20 protein-coding genes, 1 tRNA gene and 1 pseudogene are annotated in these 19,377 nt (G+C 67.6%); 16 read left to right on the top strand and 6 right to left on the bottom strand.

Annotated features, from left to right (window positions below):
• Positions 1 to 19 precede the first annotated feature (19 nt).
• The 4 genes from B1818_RS20370 to B1818_RS20385 are packed head-to-tail and all read left to right on the top strand — an operon-like array spanning position 20 to position 2,975.
• On the top strand, positions 20 to 505 hold the full coding sequence (locus tag B1818_RS20370) for a PPOX class F420-dependent oxidoreductase (RefSeq protein ID WP_058253174.1): 486 nt from the start codon (positions 20 to 22) through the stop codon (positions 503 to 505).
• A gap of 31 nt (positions 506 to 536) precedes the next feature.
• Complete coding sequence (locus B1818_RS20375; RefSeq protein ID WP_078113816.1) at positions 537 to 1,535, top strand: ATP-binding cassette domain-containing protein; 999 nt, start codon at positions 537 to 539, stop codon at positions 1,533 to 1,535.
• Positions 1,532 to 2,335 carry an ABC transporter permease gene (locus B1818_RS20380; RefSeq protein ID WP_078113817.1) on the top strand — a complete coding sequence of 268 codons (804 nt, stop codon included), beginning with the start codon at positions 1,532 to 1,534 and terminating at the stop codon, positions 2,333 to 2,335. Before B1818_RS20375 ends, B1818_RS20380 begins: the two co-directional genes overlap by 4 nt.
• A gap of 10 nt (positions 2,336 to 2,345) precedes the next feature.
• Positions 2,346 to 2,975, top strand: coding sequence for a GyrI-like domain-containing protein (locus B1818_RS20385; RefSeq protein ID WP_078113831.1), 630 nt, complete (start codon positions 2,346 to 2,348; stop codon positions 2,973 to 2,975).
• Between the two features lie 29 nt (positions 2,976 to 3,004).
• Here B1818_RS20385 and B1818_RS20390 read toward each other — a convergent pair whose 3' ends face one another.
• Positions 3,005 to 4,036: an LLM class flavin-dependent oxidoreductase gene (locus B1818_RS20390; RefSeq protein ID WP_078113818.1), complete on the bottom strand. Its 1,032-nt coding sequence runs from the start codon at positions 4,034 to 4,036 to the stop codon at positions 3,005 to 3,007.
• 132 nt (positions 4,037 to 4,168) lie between these two features.
• Between B1818_RS20390 and poxB the strand changes: the two genes are divergently transcribed.
• A complete protein-coding gene (poxB, locus tag B1818_RS20395) occupies positions 4,169 to 5,905 on the top strand; it encodes a ubiquinone-dependent pyruvate dehydrogenase (RefSeq protein ID WP_078113832.1) in 1,737 nt (578 codons plus the stop codon).
• On the opposite strand, the gene B1818_RS20400 is transcribed toward poxB, so the two are convergent.
• On the bottom strand, positions 5,902 to 6,552 hold the full coding sequence (locus tag B1818_RS20400) for an MBL fold metallo-hydrolase (RefSeq protein ID WP_058253222.1): 651 nt from the start codon (positions 6,550 to 6,552) through the stop codon (positions 5,902 to 5,904). The two genes, poxB and B1818_RS20400, sit on opposite strands and share 4 nt — an antisense overlap.
• Positions 6,553 to 6,691: 139 nt before the next feature.
• On the opposite strand from B1818_RS20400, the gene B1818_RS20405 reads away from it, so the two are divergent.
• Together B1818_RS20405 and B1818_RS20410 are read left to right on the top strand one after the other, a co-directional pair.
• Complete coding sequence (locus B1818_RS20405; RefSeq protein WP_078113819.1) at positions 6,692 to 7,951, top strand: oxygenase MpaB family protein; 1,260 nt, start codon at positions 6,692 to 6,694, stop codon at positions 7,949 to 7,951.
• A gap of 63 nt (positions 7,952 to 8,014) precedes the next feature.
• On the top strand, positions 8,015 to 9,067 hold the full coding sequence (locus B1818_RS20410; protein WP_078113833.1) for a fused (3R)-hydroxyacyl-ACP dehydratase subunits HadA/HadB: 1,053 nt from the start codon (positions 8,015 to 8,017) through the stop codon (positions 9,065 to 9,067).
• Between the two features lie 9 nt (positions 9,068 to 9,076).
• Here the strand turns inward: B1818_RS20410 and B1818_RS24685 are convergent.
• Both B1818_RS24685 and B1818_RS20420 read right to left on the bottom strand, forming a co-directional pair.
• Positions 9,077 to 9,554: pseudogene (locus B1818_RS24685) on the bottom strand (phage tail protein).
• Positions 9,555 to 9,634: 80 nt separating this feature from the next.
• Positions 9,635 to 10,060 carry a nitroreductase family deazaflavin-dependent oxidoreductase gene (locus B1818_RS20420; protein WP_058253168.1) on the bottom strand — a complete coding sequence of 142 codons (426 nt, stop codon included), beginning with the start codon at positions 10,058 to 10,060 and terminating at the stop codon, positions 9,635 to 9,637.
• Between the two features lie 108 nt (positions 10,061 to 10,168).
• Between B1818_RS20420 and B1818_RS20425 the strand changes: the two genes are divergently transcribed.
• Entirely contained in the window at positions 10,169 to 10,672 is a 504-nt protein-coding gene (locus B1818_RS20425) for a methylated-DNA--[protein]-cysteine S-methyltransferase (protein WP_068972186.1), read from the top strand.
• Between the two features lie 105 nt (positions 10,673 to 10,777).
• Here the strand turns inward: B1818_RS20425 and B1818_RS20430 are convergent, their stop codons facing one another.
• Positions 10,778 to 11,692, bottom strand: coding sequence for an alpha/beta fold hydrolase (locus B1818_RS20430; protein ID WP_078113820.1), 915 nt, complete (start codon positions 11,690 to 11,692; stop codon positions 10,778 to 10,780).
• A 270-nt stretch (positions 11,693 to 11,962) separates the two neighbouring features.
• Between B1818_RS20430 and B1818_RS20435 the strand changes: the two genes are divergently transcribed.
• From B1818_RS20435 to B1818_RS20470, 8 genes are all read left to right on the top strand, one after another.
• Positions 11,963 to 12,535 carry a recombinase family protein gene (locus B1818_RS20435; RefSeq protein WP_078113821.1) on the top strand — a complete coding sequence of 191 codons (573 nt, stop codon included), beginning with the start codon at positions 11,963 to 11,965 and terminating at the stop codon, positions 12,533 to 12,535.
• Positions 12,532 to 12,834, top strand: a complete 303-nt coding sequence (locus B1818_RS20440; RefSeq protein ID WP_065629820.1) for a hypothetical protein — start codon at positions 12,532 to 12,534, stop codon at positions 12,832 to 12,834. The genes B1818_RS20435 and B1818_RS20440 overlap by 4 nt, the downstream gene beginning before the upstream one ends.
• A 289-nt stretch (positions 12,835 to 13,123) precedes the next feature.
• Entirely contained in the window at positions 13,124 to 13,522 is a 399-nt protein-coding gene (locus B1818_RS20445; protein ID WP_078113822.1) for a chorismate mutase family protein, read from the top strand.
• Between the two features lies 1 nt (position 13,523).
• Positions 13,524 to 15,665 (top strand): aminodeoxychorismate synthase component I, encoded by a 2,142-nt coding sequence (gene pabB / locus B1818_RS20450; RefSeq protein ID WP_139363059.1) that lies wholly within the window; start codon positions 13,524 to 13,526, stop codon positions 15,663 to 15,665.
• On the top strand, positions 15,662 to 16,543 hold the full coding sequence (locus B1818_RS20455) for a prephenate dehydrogenase dimerization domain-containing protein (protein WP_078113823.1): 882 nt from the start codon (positions 15,662 to 15,664) through the stop codon (positions 16,541 to 16,543). Before pabB ends, B1818_RS20455 begins: the two co-directional genes overlap by 4 nt.
• A complete protein-coding gene (locus B1818_RS20460) occupies positions 16,540 to 17,481 on the top strand; it encodes a diiron oxygenase (RefSeq protein ID WP_078113824.1) in 942 nt (313 codons plus the stop codon). Before B1818_RS20455 ends, B1818_RS20460 begins: the two co-directional genes overlap by 4 nt.
• 42 nt (positions 17,482 to 17,523) lie before the next feature.
• Positions 17,524 to 17,997: a GNAT family N-acetyltransferase gene (locus B1818_RS20465; RefSeq protein ID WP_058253219.1), complete on the top strand. Its 474-nt coding sequence runs from the start codon at positions 17,524 to 17,526 to the stop codon at positions 17,995 to 17,997.
• Positions 17,998 to 18,034: 37 nt separating this feature from the next.
• Entirely contained in the window at positions 18,035 to 19,123 is a 1,089-nt protein-coding gene (locus tag B1818_RS20470; RefSeq protein ID WP_254859773.1) for an ATP-binding protein, read from the top strand.
• A 57-nt stretch (positions 19,124 to 19,180) separates the two neighbouring features.
• Here the strand turns inward: B1818_RS20470 and B1818_RS20475 are convergent.
• Positions 19,181 to 19,254, bottom strand: a tRNA-Pro gene (locus B1818_RS20475).
• Positions 19,255 to 19,377 lie beyond the last annotated feature (123 nt).

Below are 19,377 nucleotides of genomic sequence, written 5' to 3' on the forward strand. Positions count from 1 at the left end.
CCCGGCGTAAGGTCGGCGCATGGCCAGAACAGTCGCGAAAGCCGATGGTGTCGACCGTGCCGAACTGCTGGAGTTCATCCGGCCGCGCCACCACATGATCCTCAGCACCGTCCGCTCCAACGGCAGCCCGCAGATGTCGCCGGTCACCGGTGGGGTCGACGAGCAGGGCCGCATCGTCATCTCGACCTATCCCGGCCGGGCGAAGGCGGCGAACCTCCGGCACACGCCGGTGGCCAGTGTCGTGGTGCTCTCCGACGACTTCAACGGCGCCTGGGTCCAGGTCCACGGTGATGCCGAGGTCCTCGACATGCCCGAGGCCGAGGACGCGCTCGTCGACTACTTCCGCAGCATCTCCGGTGAGCACCCCGATTGGGACGAGTACCGAGCGGCGATGCGAACACAGGGCAAGTCGCTGATCCGCATCACGCCGACGAGGTGGGGTCCGGTGGCCACCGGCGGATTCCCCGCCGAGGTCGCGGCCCGGCTCGACGCGCAGGACCGATGAGCGCACCGGCCCGCCGGACGGACCCGATCGGTTGACCACCGGCGCCGACATCGAGATCCGCGGGTTGACGAAAAGCTATGGCGGACACCGCGTTCTCGACGGCATCGATCTCGAGATACCCGCCGGCAGCGTGACCGCCCTGCTGGGGCCGAACGGTTCCGGCAAGACCACGACCGTCGGCATCGCGTCGACCCTGTTCCCCGCCGACTCGGGGACGGTGACGATCGGCGGATACGACACGGTCGCGCAGACGCGTGCGGTGCGCGCGATGATCGGTGTCACCGGCCAGTCGGTCGCGGTCGACGAATTGTTCAGCGGGCGGGACAATCTGGTGCTCATGGCCGACCTACGACGGCTGGGCCGACGCAACGGACAGGCCCGCGCCCAGGAGTTGATCGAGCAGTTCGATCTGGTCGCGGCCGCCGACCGCGCGGTGTCGACCTACTCCGGCGGCATGCGTCGGCGCCTCGATCTCGCCATGACTCTGGTGTCCATTCCGCGAGTGATCTTCCTCGACGAACCGACCACGGGTCTCGACCCCAGGAGTCGACGGATGCTGTGGGAGACCATCTCCCGGCTCGCCGCCGAAGGCGTCACGATCTTCCTCACCACGCAGTACCTCGAGGAGGCCGACCAGCTCGCCGACCGCATCGCCGTCCTGGACCACGGCCACATCGTGGCCGAGGGCACCGCCGCCGAATTGAAGAGCCGGGTGCACGACTCCGAGGTGCGCCTGACCTTCGCCGACCGCGACTCCTTCGACAAGGCGGCATCGCTTCTGCCGGATGCGCGTCCGGTTCCCGAAGCACGACGCCTCGACATCGCGACCGACGACACCGTCACCACTGTCCGCACCACCTTGAACCAGCTGGAGGCCGCCGGCATCACGGTCACCGACGTCGGTGTCCACGCCCCGACCCTCGACGATGTGTTCTTCGCGCTCACCGGCAATCCCGCTTCCGCGGCCGCCGATGCCGACACCGGCGAACCCGGTGCCACCGACCCGGATCCGTCCGGAGCCGCCTCATGACGACCCTGGCACACACGGTGTCGGATTCGCGGGTCATGGTCCGCCGCAACGTTCGGCGGCTCATCAAGTTCCCGGTGCTCACCGTGATGCTGGTCGGCATCCCGGTGGTCTTCCTGCTGCTGTTCGTCTTCGTGTTCGGGGGCCAGCTCGGCGCCGGGATGACCACGCAGTCCGGCGACAGCGGGCGGGCCGCCTACCTCGACTATGTGGTGCCCGGGATCGTGCTGGTCACTGTCGCGTCGGCGGTTCAGGGCACCGCCATCGTCGTTGCCATGGACATGACCTCGGGGATCATCAACCGTTTCCGCACCATGGACATCGCTCGCTCCGCTGTCCTCACCGGTCACGTACTCGCCAGCCTCCTGCAGGCGCTGTTCAGCATCGTCGTGGTCCTCGCCGTCGCGGTCGGTATCGGATTCCGGCCGTCGGCCGGTCCGCTCGACTGGCTGGGCGCGCTCGGCGTGACTTCCGTGTTCTCCGTCGCGCTGATCTGGCTCTCGGTCTACCTCGGGCTGGCGGCCAAGAGCGTCGAGACCGCCAGCAACACACCGATGTTCCTCACGATCCTGCCGTTCCTCAGCACGGGTTTCGTACCGGCCGAATCCCTACCCACCGGGTTGCGGCAATTCGCCGAGTACCAGCCCTTCACCCCCGTCATCGAGGTCCTGCGCGGAACCCTCACCGACGCTCCGGTCCCCACCGCGAGTGTTGTCGCCTCGCTCGCCTGGAGTCTCGCCATCGGCGGGGCCGCATACTTTCTCGCGCTGCGAACCTATGAGCGGCGACGCATTCCCGGATAGTGTCGAGGGCGTGCCCGAGAAGGTGGACTTCAAGAAGACGCTGGACTCGTACAAGGCGCGGCGCGGCCAGTTCCGCATTCTCGACGTTCCGGCCATGCGCTACCTGATGATCGACGGATCGGGCGACCCCAACTCGACACCACAGTTCGCGGCGTCGATCGAGACGCTGTATCCGGTTGCGTACAAGCTGAAGTTCGCAAGCAGTCGTGAACTCGGCCGTGACTACGTCGTCCCGCCCCTCGAGGGGCTCTGGTGGGCCGACGACATGAGCACCTTCACCGGCGCCCGGGACAAGGGCCGCTGGAGTTGGACGCTCATGCTGATGGTTCCCGACTGGATCGGCGAGGACCTGCTCGACGCCGCTGTTCTCGAGGCCGGCGCGACGAAGCCCCCGCCGCGTCTCGCCGATCTACGCACGGAGTCGTTGGACGAGGGGTCGTGTGTTCAGACACTGCACCACGGGCCCTTCGACGACGAGGGGCCGGTGCTGGCCGAGATGCACGATCGGTTCATACCCGACAACGGCTTACGCATGTCGGGCCGTCACCATGAGATCTACTTCAGCGACTTCCGCCGAGTAGCTCCGGAGAAACTTCGGACCCTGCTGCGTCAACCGGTCGAGTCCTCCACCATCCCGTAGCGAAAGATGCTTCATCGCAGGGTTACTCGTTACGAAGTCCCGCCGGCCGGCGTCCATCCGAGTGCCGGTCCGAGCTGCCCGGCGAGATCACCCACGATCTGCAGGTAGTCCGGCTCGTCGAAGGAGAACGGCAACGCGAAGGCCACCTCGGTGGCGCGTTGGAATCCCGCGTGCTCATACAGTCTCTCGGCGAGTTCATCGGACGGTCCGACGAGATCCGGCGAGAACAGGAGGCCCCGCGGGCCCTGCGGGGTGAGGGTGCGCTCGAACCGACCGTCGACATACGCCCGGTACTTGCGGATCTGGCCCGCGGTCGCGGAATCCGTGGGGATCACCACGAGCCCTTGGGACACGCGCGCACGGTCGGGATCGACGTGATGGGCACGGTAGGCATCGATGTGTTCGGCCTGGATGGTCGCGAAGTCGCGCGACTCCGTGCCCTCGGTGGTCACCACCGACGAGGTCAGATAGTTGATGCCCTGTCGGCCCGCCCAGATCGCCGAGCTCAATCCACCTCCGTACCAGACCCGACCGGCGAGACCCGGGGAATGCGGTTGCACCCGTCGGGAGAACGTCTCGATCCCGACGGTGCCCTCGAAGTCGCTGACGGGTTCGCCCCGCAGGTTGTCCAGGAGCCTCACCACCCGGTCCTTCGAGAAGTTCTCCAGCGCATGGGTTTCGGGGTACAGCGCGGTCTTGAAGTCGTCGTAGCGCATCGGCACACCGACGGAGACCCCCGGGTTGAGCCGTCCCCCGCTGAGGATGTCGACCGTCGCCAGGTCTTCGGCCAGCCGCAGCGGATTCTCCAGACCGAGCGGGATCACCGCGGTACCGAGCTCGATACGGCTGGTGCGCACCGCTGCGGCCGCCAACAGAGCCACCGGCGAGGAGATGCCGTACTGCAGGTGCCGGTTGCGCACCCACACGCTGTCGAAGCCGAGTTGCTCGGCCAGCTCGATCATCCGGAGCGTCTCGAGGTGACCGGGGCGCGGGTCGTCACCGTCGAAGCGTCCGATCGTCAGGAAACCGAGCTTCCGGAGTGGTTCACCGCGTCGTGGCATGCAATCGATTTTCACACCGTCTGGCAGCGGAGACATGTCGGCGAATCAGGGTGGGTCGAATTCTCTGGAGGTCACACCGGCGCGCGCCGCGTCTATAGTCGGGGCACACCGCCGCCGACCGAACGGATCGCCATGCCGCCCACTGTCGCGGAGAGGATCGTCGAGGAACTCGAGCGCGCCGGAGTCCGGCACGTCCACGGGTTGCCCGGTGATTCACTCAACGGTTTCACCGATGCCCTGCGGAGAAACGACACCATCTCGTGGCGACATGTGCGACACGAGGAGTCGGCGGCGTTCGCCGCGTCCGCCGAAGCCGCGCTCACCGGTGAACTGGCGGTGTGCGTGGGAAGTTGCGGGCCCGGCAACCTGCACCTGATCAACGGACTGTTCGACGCACACCGCAGTCGTGTCCCGGTCCTCGCGATCGCCGCGCACATCCCGGCGACGGAGATCGGCACCGGCTACTTCCAGGAGACCCACCCCGAGCAGCTGTTCCGGGAATGCAGCGCCTTCTGCGAGATGGTCGGCACGCCCGACCAGATGCCGCGCCTGCTCGACATCGCCCTGCGCACCGCGGTCGAGAAACAGGACGTCGCGGTCCTCGTCATCCCGGGTGAGACCTTCCTGGCGCCGTGCCCGAAACGGCGCGCCGGCGCCCCCATCCGCCGTATCCCCCGCGTCACCCGGCCCACCGATGCCGAGATCGACCGCGCCGCAGACACTCTCAACGCCTCCGAGCGCGTGACTTTTCTCGCCGGGGCGGGGGTGCAGGGGTCTCACGACGAGGTCGTCGAGCTCGCCCGTGCCCTGCAGGCCCCCGTCGTGCACGCGTTGCGGGGCAAGGAATTCATCGAGTACGACAACCCCTACGACGTGGGAATGACCGGGCTGCTCGGCTTCTCGTCCGGATACCGGGCGATCGAGAAGTGCGACACACTGCTCATGCTGGGCACCGACTTCCCCTATGAACAGTTCTATCCGTCGAAGGCGACCATCATCCAGGTCGACATCCGTGGCGAGCAGATCGGTCGACGCTGCCCCGTCGACCTGCCACTCGTCGGCGATGTCGGCGACACCGCCCGTGCGCTCCTGCCGAAGATCTCCACCGGCCGCGACTCCGAACACCTGTCGACCTCGTTGGCCCACTACGCCACGGCACGTCGCCGCCTCGACGACCTCGCCGACAACGACCGCAACCGGGCACCGATCCACCCGCAGTACCTGACTCGCCTGATCAGCGAGAAAGCCGACCGCGACGCGGTGTTCATCCCCGACGTCGGCTCACCGGTGGTGTGGGCGGCGCGCTACCTCGAGATGAACGGGGCCCGTCGCCTGATCGGCTCGTTCACCCACGGCTCGATGGCCAATGCCGTGTCCCAGGCGATCGGCGCACAGACCGCCTTCCCGGACCGCCAGATCGTTGCGCTCGCCGGCGACGGCGGGCTCGCGATGCTGCTCGGCGAGCTGCTGACCATCACGCAGAACAACCTGCCGGTGAAGATCGTCGTCTTCGACAACTCGTCGCTGAACTTCGTCGAGGTCGAGATGAAGGCGGCCGGATTCGTCAACTACGGAACCGATCTGGAGAATCCGGACTTCGCCGCGCTGGCGGAGTCGCTCGGTATCCACGGTCGGCGCGTCGAGCGGCCGGACGACCTGGCCGGTGCGGTCGACGAGCTCCTCGCCCACGATGGTCCGGCGCTTCTCGATGTCGTCACCGCTCGGCAGGAGCTGTCCATCCCGCCGACGATCACCGCCGCCCAGGCCAAGGGCTTCACGCTGTACGCGCTCCGCACCGTACTGTCCGGACGCGGCGACGAACTGGTCGACCTCGCCGAGACCAATCTCTTCCGGCGGCTGTTCGACTAGGCGTTTCGGTCCGCAGCCACCTGCAGGCCGAGAATCGCTTCGGTGACACCGGCTGTCCAGGTGGACGTGTCGACACGGTGAACGGCTGACTCCCCCGCATACGCGCTCGATATGACGACGTCCGGGGCAAGAGTGGCCAGCAGTTCGAGGCTCCCCGCGAGCTGGACGGGGTCACTGATGCCCGGGAGATACCCGGCGGTCCACCGCCCCGACTCGCTGCGATAGAGGGTGTCCCCGGTGAACAGGTAGCGGTCGCCGTCGGCGCCGTGCACCAGGTAGCTCGTGCTACCCGGGGAATGGCCGGGTGTCGGGATCACCTCGACCCCGTTGCCGTCCGTGTGCCGGTCCGCGAGCCCCACCCCGATCCGCGCGTAGCGGCCGATCCGGTCCGCTTCGGCGAAAGGAGCGTGCAGTGTCGTCCCGAATCGTCCGTGGATCGCAGCCAGCAGCGGCCCGGCCTCATCCTGATGCGACAGATATTGCTCGTCGATCCCACCCAGGCGGTAGAGCTCATCGAACTCGGAGTCCGACGCAACCGAGTAGAAGAGGACATTTCGAGTCGACCTCCACAGGTAGGCATGCGTGGTCAGTCCCGGGAACGGGTTGTCGGAGCTGGTCTCCCACAGGTCGGCGAATACGCGGCGCATCGATACCTCCACGAGTTGGTTGGATGTCCCACCACGGTGCAACTTCGAGTTCACTTGAAGTCAAGACGCCGTTGCCGACTGGTCAGCAGAGCACCGCGGGTGATACACATCTAGGAATCCGTCTCACGTCAGGAGTCCTGTGTCCACCTCGCTGCCACCCGATACTCCTGCCTTTCCGGCGGCGGTCGCCTACGAGTCCGCGATGACCAACCAGCGTCTGCGAGGCGTGCGGGCGCTGGTACGGCAGTTCACCCGCAAAGACCTCTTCCCGGAGCCGGAGAACCTCCGCACCTTCGCCGAGGACATGTTCCGCACCGATCCCGTGGCCGAACGATTCGTCGACGAGGTCTACGGCACGCTGGGCGGCGAGGCGGCCCGGGCCCTGCTCGATCAGGCACTCACCGACGGCCTGGACAGCATCGACGATCCCCCGCCGGCACTGGTCGACCTGTTCGAGGAATTCGAGACGGTGCCCGACTGGGTCGACCCCGAGCTGATCACGGAGGGCGAGGCCATCTGGCGCCGGTGGGGTACCGGCCTGTTCAGCGTCGCCGGGGGGATCACCCTGGAGATGTACACCGAGGCCGCGGTCGCGAAACCGCTCTCGCTGGCCGGGGGCTATGCGGGCGACAACGCTCTGCGACGTTTCCTGGAGACCTCGCGTTTCTGGATCGACGTCTCGCACCCGGGCGCGTTGCTGACGCCGGGGTCGCAGGGTCGTGCGACGGCGATGCGGGTACGCATCATGCACGTGTGGGTCCGGCGCACCGTCGCCGAACACCCGGAATGGGACCGCCGACGCTGGGGCGACCCGATCAGTCAGTCCTACCAACTACTGACCCTGCTGGGCGGCAGCGTGGTGCCCGCGATGGCGCTGTGGCTGACCGGAATACAGACGACACCCCGCGAGATCCGCGTCCTGCTGCACTATCAGCGCTACCTCGGCCACCTACTCGGGGTGCGCACGCAGTGGTATCCGGAAACGATCGCCGACTCGTTGCGATTGCTGGCCTTCGTCACGTCCACCCGCACCTACGACGCCGGGGCCGACGGCGCAGAGCTCATCGAGTCGTTCCCGGCGGCGTTCGCGAAGCGCGGGTCGACCGGCTTGCAGCGGTTGCGCGGCACATACAACGCGGCGATGTACGCGGCGTACTCGAGCATCTACATGCTGCCCACGACGCGGCTGCGCTACCGGATGCCCAGTCCGGTTCCGGGGATGCTCGTCATCGTGCTCCGACTACCGGTGGTGATCGTCGTCGAAACCACCCGTCGACTCTCACCTCGATTCCGTCGACTTCACGAGAAGTGGATGTGCCGCCATCGGGAGAACTGGCACGACTGGCAGACCTCGGGTCGCCCGGCCGAGTACGCCCACGGGAAAGGTCTCCGGCGCTGACCGCGGTGTCGGAGAGTTACTCCGGAGTTGGACTCGAATGCGCACACCGTTAGCGTGTTCGGGGTGACGCACACCCCGACGACCACCGCCACGACCACCGACGATCCCTCCGGGATCGGATCCCGCGTCGGCCACTACTACGTGCTCGACGGCTCGTATCAGGTCGGCCGCGAGAAGGTGCGTGAGTACGCACGCGCGGTCCAGGACTACCACGGCGCCCACTGGGAGCCCGAAGCCGCAGCCGCCCTTGGCTATTCCGGTCTCGTCGCGCCGCTCACCTTCACCTCCATCCCGGCGATGGCGGCGAACCGGGAGCTGTTCGAGAAGGTCATCGTCGGATACGACACCTACGTCCAGACCGAGCAGGTCTTCGAGCAGCACCGCCCGATCGTCGCCGGCGACAAGCTGACGACGGACGTGGAGCTGACGAGTGTCCGTCGGATCGCGGGCAAAGACCTGATCACCGTGACCAACACCATGACCGATGCCTCAGGCGAGCGTGTGCACACCATGCACACGACGGTCGTCGGGGTCACCGCCGACGAGGTCGACCCCGAGTTGAGCAGTGCGGTCCGCAAGGTGATGATGCACGACGTCAACATCTTCAGCCACGACGAAGCGGCGGAACGATACGTGCGGACGGTCCGTCCCGACGCTGACGTCCGCACCGCTGACGACAGCGGGCGGACATCGGGCGCACGGAACTTCGACGAGCTGAACGTCGGCGACGAACTGCCTCTGCACACGATCAGGTTGTCGCGCGGCGATCTGGTCAACTACGGCGGTGTCGCGGGCGACGCGAACCCCATCCATTGGGACGAGACGAGCGCAAAACTGGCCGGCCTGCCTGATGTCATCGCGCACGGCATGCTGACCATGGGGCTCGGGGCCGCTTTCGTGTCGTCGTGGTCGGGCGACCCGGGTGCCGTCACCCGCTACGCGGTGCGCCTGTCCCAGCCCGCTGTCGTGTCCGGCGCCGAGGGCGGCGAGATCGAGTACAGCGGGCGGATCAAGTCGCTCGATCCGGCGACCCGGACGGGCATCGTGATCGTGGTGGCCAAGTCGGGCGGCCGCAAGATCTTCGGTCTCGCCACACTGAATATCCGCTTCTCGTGACCCCGGGGGTCAGTACTCCCCTTTGATGACGAAGTACGACCCGCGGATCACGCCGGCGAGTTTCGATCTCTGACGCGCGAACTTGAACTTCGACTCCAACTCGGCCGGGACGTCCATGCCGTCCGAGAGCTTGAACCCGACGGCACGCTTCCCACCGGGATCGATGCTGTACATGACGTTCACCGCGAGGGCCGGACTCGTAGAACACGTACGACATGTGCAGCCTTCCGTCGTCCGGGCCCACCTCGAAGTCGCTGACCTCGAGCGCGGGTGAGGCGATGGTGATGTCGCGCTCGTCGGCCAGGATCGCGGTCACCCGGTCGAGGATTTCGGGCGCGTCCGACGCCGGGACGACGGTGAAGTCGTGCCCGTACTTCGTCTTGTAGTACCGGGCCTCGTTTGCCCGGAGTCCCGCCAGCGCCTCCGCAACCGGTGAACTCTCGAGTCCCGCGGTGGAGACCTGCTTGAAGTCGATCACGTCACCCATGACCCTCCCTCCGGCAGGTTGCCTCAGACAGCGTAAAGCCCCCGACCGCGGTCGGGGGCTTTATCGATGCAGCGCGACGCTCACTCCAGGACGAACACCGGGATCTGCCGATCGGTCTTCGTCTGGTACTCGGCGTAGGGCGGGAAGGCGGCGACGGCCAGCTCCCACCAGTGATCGCGCTCCTCGCCGTCACTCAGCTCGCGCGCGGTCAATTCCTTCACCTCGGTACCGTCCTGCGCGGTGACCTGGGGGTTCGCCTTCACGTTGTGGTACCACGCCGGATGCTCGGGCGCGCCGCCCTTCGAGGCGACCATGAGGTACTTGCCGTTCTCCTCCACGCGCATCAGCGGGACGTAGCGCTTCTTGCCCGACTTCGCGCCGGTCGTGGTGAACAGGACGATCGGACGGTCCATCACGGTCACACCGTCGGTCGTGCCCTGCTCCAGGATCTTCTCGGTCTGCTCGCGGACCCAGCCTTCAGGACTCAACTCTGCTTTAGCACTCATGGTGGGCTGAACACCACAGCTCGGCCGGGTATTCCCCGCAGCGCCGTCTGTGTCGTGACTCTCCGATACTGTGTGGCCGGACCTGACCTCGACCGTGAGATCTCACCGATGACCACACCATGCCGTGCTCTCGTACCGACGCCGGTCGGCACCGTGGCCGTCGACAGCAATGGATCGGCCGTCGTGCGCGTGGCCTGGCGAGTGACCACCGACGTACCGACCGATGACGAGACCATCGATCCCGTTCTCGCAGAGGCGATTCGACAGATCCGCGCCTATTTCGCCGGTGACCTGACCGAGTTCGACCTGCCTGTCGATCTCGATCGGATGTCGGACGCCGCCCGGGCGGTCCTGTCGACGCTGCACCGGACGGTCGCCCACGGCGACACGGTCACCTACGGCGAACTCGCGGCGATGAGCGGCACGCGGGTCTCTGCGCGCGGCGTCGGCACGATCATGGGGATCAACCCCCTGCCGTTGATCATCCCGTGTCATCGCGTCGTCGCCGGCGACGGACTCGGCGGCTACTCGGGCGGCGCGGACGGTCAGGGTCTGGCGACCAAACGCTGGCTGCTCGAGTTCGAGGGCGCTCTCCCGCCGACACTGTTCTGATCAGGAGCCCAGCCGACTACGCCGGCCCTGGGATCGAAGTCGCATCAGCGGACCGATGTCGCACGCGACGTGAGTTCGTGATCCGGCATCCTCGAGCGTCGAGCGTCATGTGCGCGACGCCCCGGACAGATGTTCGACGACCAGCGACTGCAGCCTCGGAGCGTCCGAGCCGAGCCACAACGACAGGTGCGTTCCCTCGTCGACGGCTTCGAGGCGAGCATCGGGCAGCGTCTGCGCGGCATGGACACTCTGATCGAACGGGACGTCGGCGTCGGTTCGGGAGTGTATCGCCAGCACGGGTGCGGTCACCTCCGCGAGCGGTAGGTCGAGTTCGCGAAATTGGTCGAAGTCATTGTCGAAACCAGCTTTTCGCGACCCCGACACGGTGTCGAACAGATCGATCGCCAGCGTGCGCTGGTCGTCATCGGCGATGATCTCCGCGGTGAGCGCCCTGATCTGTACACGCGACAGGTCTCCCTCACCGGACAGGAGTGTCGAGATGGCCGTGGACGGCGCCTTCGACGCGACCGTGGTCGCCAGCCACTGACCGAAACGACTGAAGAGAAGCTTCTCCTCGGACAGTTCGAGTCGTCCACGCAGGCTGCTCCGCGGATCGAAGCGGGTGCTGACCGCGGCGACCGCGACGATCGCGTACACCCGCTCGGGTACGGAAGCCGCCAACGAGTAGGCGACGGGCCCGCCACCGGACCAGCACATCAGCCCGAAACGATCGATCCCCACCGAATCCAGCACCGCCCTGACCAGTGCCGCCTGCGCGGCCGGATCTCTATTGTCGCCGCCCAGGGGCGTACCCAGGTAGCCCGGTCGAGAGACCGCGATGACGCGATGCGTCCCGGCCAGGAAGCGCGTCATCAGGACTCCCTGGTCGCAGCCACCCGGGGACCCGTGCACGAACACCAGCGGTGGCCCGGATCCGACGTCGACATATTCGACCGGCCCGGTCGGCGTCTCGACGAGGCGCGGTTCCGTCGAGTGACTGTCCGAGTGAGCGAGCCCCATGGATGTACCTCCTCCGACGACCGTGGTGCGACGGTAGCGCCGGCGCGACGCCCGCGCGGCACAACGCGGTGAAGCGGCGCGAACGGGTGAACCCCGCACGCGGCCGCACCTGAGTCATCTCCCCTCTTTCGAGACTATTTTTGCGACTATCGAGACCCGATATCCCCGCTGCGTCACATGTCTCGAAACATGGGCGCGTCTTTTGAGTCTGTCTCGATACTTCTGAGATACGCTGTCGCGGTGACAGCAGACGCAACACAGCCGTCGGGGATGGCCCTCGGTTACGCACGCGACTCCCCCGGTGCCCACGCGCTCGCGCCCCAGATCGACGCGCTCACCGATGCCGGGGTGGACCCCGCGCGGATCTACACCGATGCGACCGATCGCTCCGCGCCCGCGGGTCAGCGGCCCGGGATGGCCGCCCTCCTCGACTACGCGCGAGCCGGCGACACCACGGTGGTCGTCGGCATCGACCGCCTCGGCCGGAACGTTCGCGAGGTCATGGAGGTCGCGAACCAGATGGCCGGGCGCCGCATCGGACTGCGCTCGCTCCGCGAGGGAATCGACACCGCCGACCCGGCCGGAGCGATGGTCGTCGCGGTGCTGGCGTCGCTGGCCGAACTCGACGACGACGCGCCGAGACGGTCGGACCGTTCCACGCCGAGAACCCTGCGTGGGTCCACGTCGGCGATCGGCCGGCCGCGGGCGCTCGATGCCGATCAGGTGGTGCGCGCCGAACAGATGCGCACGCAGGGGGTTTCCGTACCCAGGATCGCGCAAGAGCTCGGGGTGAGCCGCGCGACCCTGTATCGCACCCTGGCCGAGAGGCGTTCGGTCCGTTGAAGAATCCCGACTCCGACCTCCCCGAACTCGACATCGTCACCGAGTACGGCGTCGTCACGCGCCTGCCCACCTCGTTCCCGATCTTCGACGCCGAACTCGACGAGCACCTCGATCCGGACCTGTTCCAGCAAGGTTTCGTCGATGCCGCGGCCGATCTCGGTGCGCTTCCCGCGCCGTGGGCGCGACAACTGGCGTCGTCGACGCTCGCGTGTCCGCCGGACCCCGACGACGAGGAACCGAGCTACACACGCGGCTATCGCGCCGCCCTCTACGGACACCTCCGGCACGCCGGAAAGTAAGCGCCGCAAAGGGTCTCGGCAACGAAGCCCGGAAGGTCGGACTTGCCGCATTCGAACCGCCGCCCCGGCAACGGATCTCGTGCGCTGACGTACTGGTCGTTGGCGAATCGTGATCACCTGGTGACGTCAACGCCCCTCGCGACATGCACGCTCGGTGCGACCATGGACCGAGTCGGGGATGCGGTTCGCGAACGCGGGCCGGGCGCAATGCCGCACGGGGGCAGGCGCCGCATGTCGGGCGGGTCAAGTCGGCGGGCCGCACTTTCGGACACTGCTAGGTGGTCGCGCCATGACCCGATCGACGAACATCAACAGCCGTGCGCCGGGTGGAGACGACCCCACCGCACGCGAACTGGAAGCCCTGCGAACGGAATTGGACGGGATCGACGACCGTCTGCTCGAAGACGTGCGGGCCCGGATCGAGGTCTGCACACGCATCGCGGAACTCAAACGACGGCACGCCATCCCGGTGATGCAGCCGCGCCGGGTCGGCGCTGTACACGAACACGCCCACCGGTTCGCCATCGATCACGACCTCTCCACCGATTTCCTACATGCCCTCTACGACCTCATGATCTCGGAGACCTGTCGGGTCGAGGATCTGATCGTCGGGACCGAGAAGTCGCAGCGAGCGGGGCACGATCGTGACCCCGCCCGACACCCGTCCGCCGTCGCGAGCGCGGACTGAGGTGGACCCGGTGCGCACACTGCTGATCGACAACTACGACTCGTTCACGTACAACCTGTACGCGTTGTTGACCCAGGTCAACCGCCGGGAGCCGGTCGTCGTCGCCAACGATGTGCCCTGGACGTCGGTGGACCTGACAGCTTTCGACAACGTGGTGGTCTCCCCCGGCCCGGGCCGTCCGGATCACCCCCGCGACTTCGGGATCAGCGCACGGGCGCTGACCGACAGCGGACTACCCGTGCTCGGGGTGTGCCTGGGCCACCAGGGCCTGTGCCATGTGTTCGGCAGCCCGGTGGTACGGGCCCCCGAACCGCGGCACGGACGACTCAGCGCCGTCCACCACGACGGCCGCGGCTTGTTCACGGGGCTCCCCTCCCCGTTCCGGGCGGTCAGGTATCACTCGCTGGCGGTGGTGGATGTCCCCGACGAGTTGGAGGATCAGGCGTGGTCCGACGACGGCGTCCTGATGGCGGTGCGCCACCGGGTGTTGCCGATGTGGGGAGTGCAGTTCCATCCGGAGTCGATCTGCAGCGAGTACGGCCGGGAGCTGTTGGCCAACTTCGCGGCGGCCACACGGGTGCGAGCGCACCGCGGGGTCTCGGCCGGGGCGAGTCGGGCGTCGGCGACGACGGAGCGGCCGGCGAGTGAGGCGTCGGCGAGTGAATCGGCGGGGAGTGAATCGGCGGGGAATCGGCACGAGGGTTACCGGGTCCGATCGGTTCGGGTGGACCACGTGGTGGACCCGAACAGCGTCTATGAACGACTGTTCGCCGGTGGCCCGAACAGCTATTGGCTCGACCGGTCGGCGGCCGAGGAGACCGACGGTCGCTACTCCGTCATGGGAGACTGCTCGGGTCCCCACGCCGAGTATGTGACCTACCGGGTCCCGGAAATGACTGTGCGAGTCGAACATTCGAACGGTACAGCGGAGGAGGTCCGCAGCACCTTCTTCGACTACCTCGACGCCCAGCTGCGGGCGCGTGCGGTGGCTGCGCAACCTGAGCTGCCGTTCGCGTTCTGTCTGGGGTACGTCGGCTATCTCGGCTACGAGCTCAAAGCGGACACCGGCGGCCAGCTGGCGCATGCCTCCGAGCAGGCCGACGCGGCGCTCGTGTTCGCCGACCGCGCGGTGGTGATCGACCACGGACACGGGTGTGCGTATGTGCTCGCACTAGAAGCAGCCGAGAGCCCGGATCCCGATGTCGCGACGTGGTTGGACGAGACGGCGTCGACCATTCGGGAGATGCGAACCGCCACACCCGCTCCGGCGACGACTCTCCCGCTGGTCCCGGCGCCCCACGAGGTGCCGATCGTGTTCCGCCACAACCGCCAGACGTACCTGAGGCTCATCGAGGACTGTCTGGCGGAGATCCGGTCCGGGGAGTCGTACGAGGTGTGTCTGACGAACTCGGCGACCGTGCACCGCAGCCTCGACCCCGTGTCCGGGTATTCGTGTCTGCGGGAGATCAGCCCGATGCCCTACAACGCCCTGCTGCAGTTCGCCGGGATGTCGGTGCTCAGCGCGTCGCCGGAACGGTTCTTGAAGATCGGTGCCGACGGGACGGTCGAGTCGAAGCCGATCAAGGGGACACGGCCGCGGTCGGCCGATCCCACCGAGGACCACCACTTGCGATCCGCGCTACGGGCGAGCGAGAAGGACCGGTCGGAGAACCTGATGATCGTGGACCTCGTCCGCAACGACCTGTCGCGTGTCTGCGTCCCGGGGTCGGTGCATGTGCCGTCACTGTTCGACATCGAGACCTACGCACCCGTGCATCAAATGGTGTCGACCGTGCGGGGGACGCTGCGGAACGGGGTGTCGGCGGTCGACTGTGTGCGGGCGGCCTTTCCCGGCGGTTCGATGACCGGCGCACCGAAGATCCGCACGATGGAGATCATCGACAAACTCGAGGCGGGTCCGCGGGGCGTGTACTCGGGGGCGATCGGCTTCTTCTCGCTCACCGGAACCGCTGACCTGTCGATCGTGATCCGCACGATGGTGGCGACCGGTTCCGAGGTGACCTTCGGGGTCGGCGGAGCGATCGTCGCGCTGTCGGATCCGGACGAGGAGTTCGAGGAGACGATGGTCAAGGCCCTGACCATGCGACGCTGCCTGTCCGTCGCCGAGGAGAGCGGCCCGTGACCGAATCGGCCGCCCCCGGTGCGCGGTCGGTGGTCGTGGCCGGCGGAGCAGGGGCGGTGGGATCCATGTTCGCCGACCGGTGGCGCAGTGGCGGCGACCTCGTACACATCCTGGACGCCACCTCCGGCGACGACATCCGTGCCCCCGGCCCAGAGGCGACCGCGCGGGTGCGCGCGGCGGACATCGTGGTCCTCGCGGTACCGGAGAATGTCGCCGTCGCCTCGCTGGGGACGGTGCGATCACTGATGCGCCCGACCGCGATGCTGGTGGAGACGCTGTCGGTGAAGACCCGGTTCGCGGCGGCCGTCGGCGGACCGGACGGGAGCCGTTGCGCCACAACGGGCCCGGCCGTCGGCGTGAACCCGATGTTCGCCCCGTCCCTCGGTCTGCCCGGCCGGGCGATCGCGGTGGTCGTCCATCGCGACGGACCCGGCGTGGACCGCCTGATCGACGACCTGGCGAGGTGGGGCGCTCGCGTGCAGGTCACCACCGCCGATCGGCACGACCGCCTGTGCGCCGCGGTGCAGGCCCTCACCCATGCGACCATCCTGTCGTTCGGGGTCGCGCTCGCCGATCTCGGCGTCGAGGCCGATGAGGCGGCGACACTGGCCACCCCACCGTTCATGACGATGTCGGCGATGCTGGCGCGCGTCGCCGGTGGGACACCGGAGGTGTACCGGGACGTGCAGTCGTCGAACCCGTGCGCGTCGACGGCCCGGGATGCGTTGGCGCGTGCGGTGTCCCGGGTCTCCGCCACCTGCGACGGCGACAGCGACGAGTTCACGGCACTGCTCGCCCGGGCCGGAGCGCCGCTGGGCGATCGCGGCAGCGAGTATGCCGGGCTGTGCGCGCGACTGTTCGCCGGGTTGGCGTCGTGACCGGCACGCTGCCCGACCACGACGCCGCCGACCCGGTGGAGACGGCGGTGATCCGTGGGCTGGTGCGCAGCTGGTCGCGGCGGGCCACGGTGCGCCGCACCGAGCCCGAACTCGACGGCCCCACGATGGACGATCTCTACGACGACGATTGCGTCGACTATCCCGAGACACTGCTCCCCTTCGCCGGACATCCGGGATGGAACCGGCTCGACGACGACCGCCGGTCCCGGGTCCGGGCGTGGGGGTGGATCTCGTACAACAAGAATGTCGTCGACATCGAACAAGACGTGGTCACACCCGGTTTCGGATTGCTGTTCCGGGACGCGTTCGGCACCGGGTTCTCCGACGCCGGGAGGGCGGCGGTCGTCCAGTCGATGGTCGACGAGGAGTACCACACGCTGATGCATCTGAACGCGTCCGCGCTGACCCGCCGTCGGCGTGCCTGGACGCTTCCGGATGCCACACTGCCCGAGTCGTTGATGGTGCGCCGCCATCGCGCTGCGCTCGCACGTGCGGAGTCGGCACGAGCCGCGGCGCTCACGACCCTGGCCTACGCGACGGTCGCCGAGACCTCCATCGGGGACTACCTCACGTTGATCGCCGAGGATCGGACGATCCAACCGGTTCACCAAGCCACCGTCGCGCTGCATCGCCGCGACGAGCGCGCGCACGGCTCGGTCGCCGGCGAGATGATCGCGATGGTCTTCGACCGGCTCGGCCCGGACGACCGGCTCGTCCTGGCGCATGCGCTGCGCGACGGCGTCGACGCGTTCACGGCGACCGACACCGCCGCGTGGTCGGCCATCCTCGCCGCCGAGCGGATCCCGGACGGCGCCACGATGCTGCGCGAGTCCGCCGAGGACCCCGATCGACGGCGAGTTCTACAAGACTGCAGTGCGGTCGACCGCCTACTCGCCCGGTTCGGCGCCCTGGGTTGACCTGCGCCGGTGATCGTCGGGTGGGCGGCTACGGTGGTGACCGTGAACGAGCCCGACAGCCCGCGAGTGGCGACACCGGCCGACGCGGCGACCATGGCCGAACTGCTCGACGCCTTCAACCGCGAGTACGGCGAACCGTCTCCCGGACCGGACTTCCTGGCCGAACGACTGACCGATTTACTCTCGCGCAGTTCGACTTTCGCGATCGTGGCCGGCGACCCGATCACCTCGCTGGGCCTGGTGACCATCCGGACAAACGTCTGGGTCGACGGCGGCATCGCCCTGCTCGACGAGATGTACACCACGCCTGGCCAACGCAGCCGCGGACTCGGTGGTGCCGTCCTCACCGCCGCGGTTGCCGAGGCGGCGCGACGGGGCGCCGGGGAATTCGAGATCGAGGTCGACGAACCCGACGTCGACGCGCACCGCTTCTATGCCCGGCACGGGTTCCCGCTGCGCGATCCCGAGACCGGCGACCGGGCGTTCGTTCTCCGCAAGGAGCTGACCGCTCCGTAATCCGATGGAATCCCGCCCGTGCCAGTAAGGTACGGGCGTGGTTCAGCTGACAGTGGGAAGCCATCGCGACAACGCGACGACCGACGTCCTCCTCACCGCGGAGAAGTTCAATCGGCACACCTTCTGGTGCGGCCAGAGCGGCTCCGGGAAGACCTACGCGCTCGGCGTGGTTCTCGAACAGCTGCTGCTCCGAACCCGACTCCCGTTGCTGATCCTCGATCCGAACGCGGATTTCACCCGGTTGCCCGAGACACGCAGCACCGCCGACCCCACCGCCGCGGACGCGATCGCGGCCTCTGACATCCGGGTCCTGCATTCGACGCGACGTGACGGACCGCAGTTGCGGACACGGTTCCTGACCCTGCCCCTGGCAGCGAAGGCCGCGGTCTTGCAGTTGGATCCGATCGCCGACGCCGACGAGTACAACGTCCTCCTGCACGCCGACGCCACACTCACCGAGACATCCGACCAGACGACCTACCTCGATGCGCTGCGCAGTTCCGCCGACCCCGGACATCAGCGGCTGGCCAAGCGTATCGAGAATCTGCAGGTCCTCGACTGGGCACTCTGGGCGCGGGGTGACCTCGCAGCGACCGACGTCATCGACGAGCGACCCCAGGCGACCGTGCTCGACCTGGGTGGGTTCGCCCATCCAGCGGAACCGAAGGTTGCCGCTCTCAGTGTGCTCGAACACCTCTGGGCCCACCGCGACGAGCGGCGCCCGATACTCATCGTGATCGACGAGGCCCACAACATATGCCCACCGCAGGCCACCAGCGCGGTGGAGCAGGCGCTGATCGACCGGGTCGTGCAGATCGCGGCCGAGGGCCGCAAGTTCGGCCTCTGGCTGCTGCTGTCGACCCAGCGGCCGACCAAGATCCACCCCAATGTCCTGTCCCAGTGCGACAACCTGTGCCTGATGCGGATGAACGCCCCACGCGATCTCGCCGAGCTGGCCGACACCTTCGGCTTCGTACCCGAACACCTCCTGGCGGAGTCGCCCGGGTTCCGCCAGGGTGAGGCACTCCTCGCCGGTGGGTTCATCACCGCGCCCACGTACACGCAGATGGGTGCCCGGATCACCGAGGAAGGCGGCGCCGACGTCGCGGTGCCGCTGGTCGTGTGAGCGGTCGATGGTTCCGAGAACAAAACCCCGGTGAGCGACGCTCACCGGGGTTTTCTGTCGGGCTGACAGGATTTGAACCTGCGACCACTTGACCCCCAGTCAAGTGCGCTACCAAACTGCGCCACAGCCCGTTGCTCCCTGGAGAAGCGGAGCGATGTAAAGCCTAGCCGACGAGCACGGTCCCGAACCAATCGCCTGGTCAGGCCTCATTTCGGGGCCGGTGGCCAGATGTAGTGTGCCGTTGCTTCTGCCGC

The sequence above is a fragment of the Gordonia sp. IITR100 genome (assembly GCF_002009645.1).
GTDB classification, from domain to species: Bacteria; Actinomycetota; Actinomycetes; order Mycobacteriales; family Mycobacteriaceae; genus Gordonia; species Gordonia hongkongensis.

What these genes read in the sequence shown, in the direction of transcription:
- B1818_RS20370 (WP_058253174.1), top strand. Translation starts at nt 20, where the DNA reads ATGGCCAGAACAGTCGCGAAAGCCGATGGTGTCGACCGTGCCGAACTG.
- B1818_RS20380 (WP_078113817.1), top strand. Translation starts at nt 1,532, where the DNA reads ATGACGACCCTGGCACACACGGTGTCGGATTCGCGGGTCATGGTCCGC.
- B1818_RS20390 (WP_078113818.1), bottom strand. Translation starts at nt 4,036, where the DNA reads ATGCCACGACGCGGTGAACCACTCCGGAAGCTCGGTTTCCTGACGATC.
- poxB (WP_078113832.1), top strand. Translation starts at nt 4,169, where the DNA reads ATGCCGCCCACTGTCGCGGAGAGGATCGTCGAGGAACTCGAGCGCGCC.
- B1818_RS20400 (WP_058253222.1), bottom strand. Translation starts at nt 6,552, where the DNA reads ATGCGCCGCGTATTCGCCGACCTGTGGGAGACCAGCTCCGACAACCCG.
- B1818_RS20420 (WP_058253168.1), bottom strand. Translation starts at nt 10,060, where the DNA reads ATGAGTGCTAAAGCAGAGTTGAGTCCTGAAGGCTGGGTCCGCGAGCAG.
- B1818_RS20425 (WP_068972186.1), top strand. Translation starts at nt 10,169, where the DNA reads ATGACCACACCATGCCGTGCTCTCGTACCGACGCCGGTCGGCACCGTG.
- B1818_RS20430 (WP_078113820.1), bottom strand. Translation starts at nt 11,692, where the DNA reads ATGGGGCTCGCTCACTCGGACAGTCACTCGACGGAACCGCGCCTCGTC.
- B1818_RS20435 (WP_078113821.1), top strand. Translation starts at nt 11,963, where the DNA reads ATGGCCCTCGGTTACGCACGCGACTCCCCCGGTGCCCACGCGCTCGCG.
- B1818_RS20445 (WP_078113822.1), top strand. Translation starts at nt 13,124, where the DNA reads ATGACCCGATCGACGAACATCAACAGCCGTGCGCCGGGTGGAGACGAC.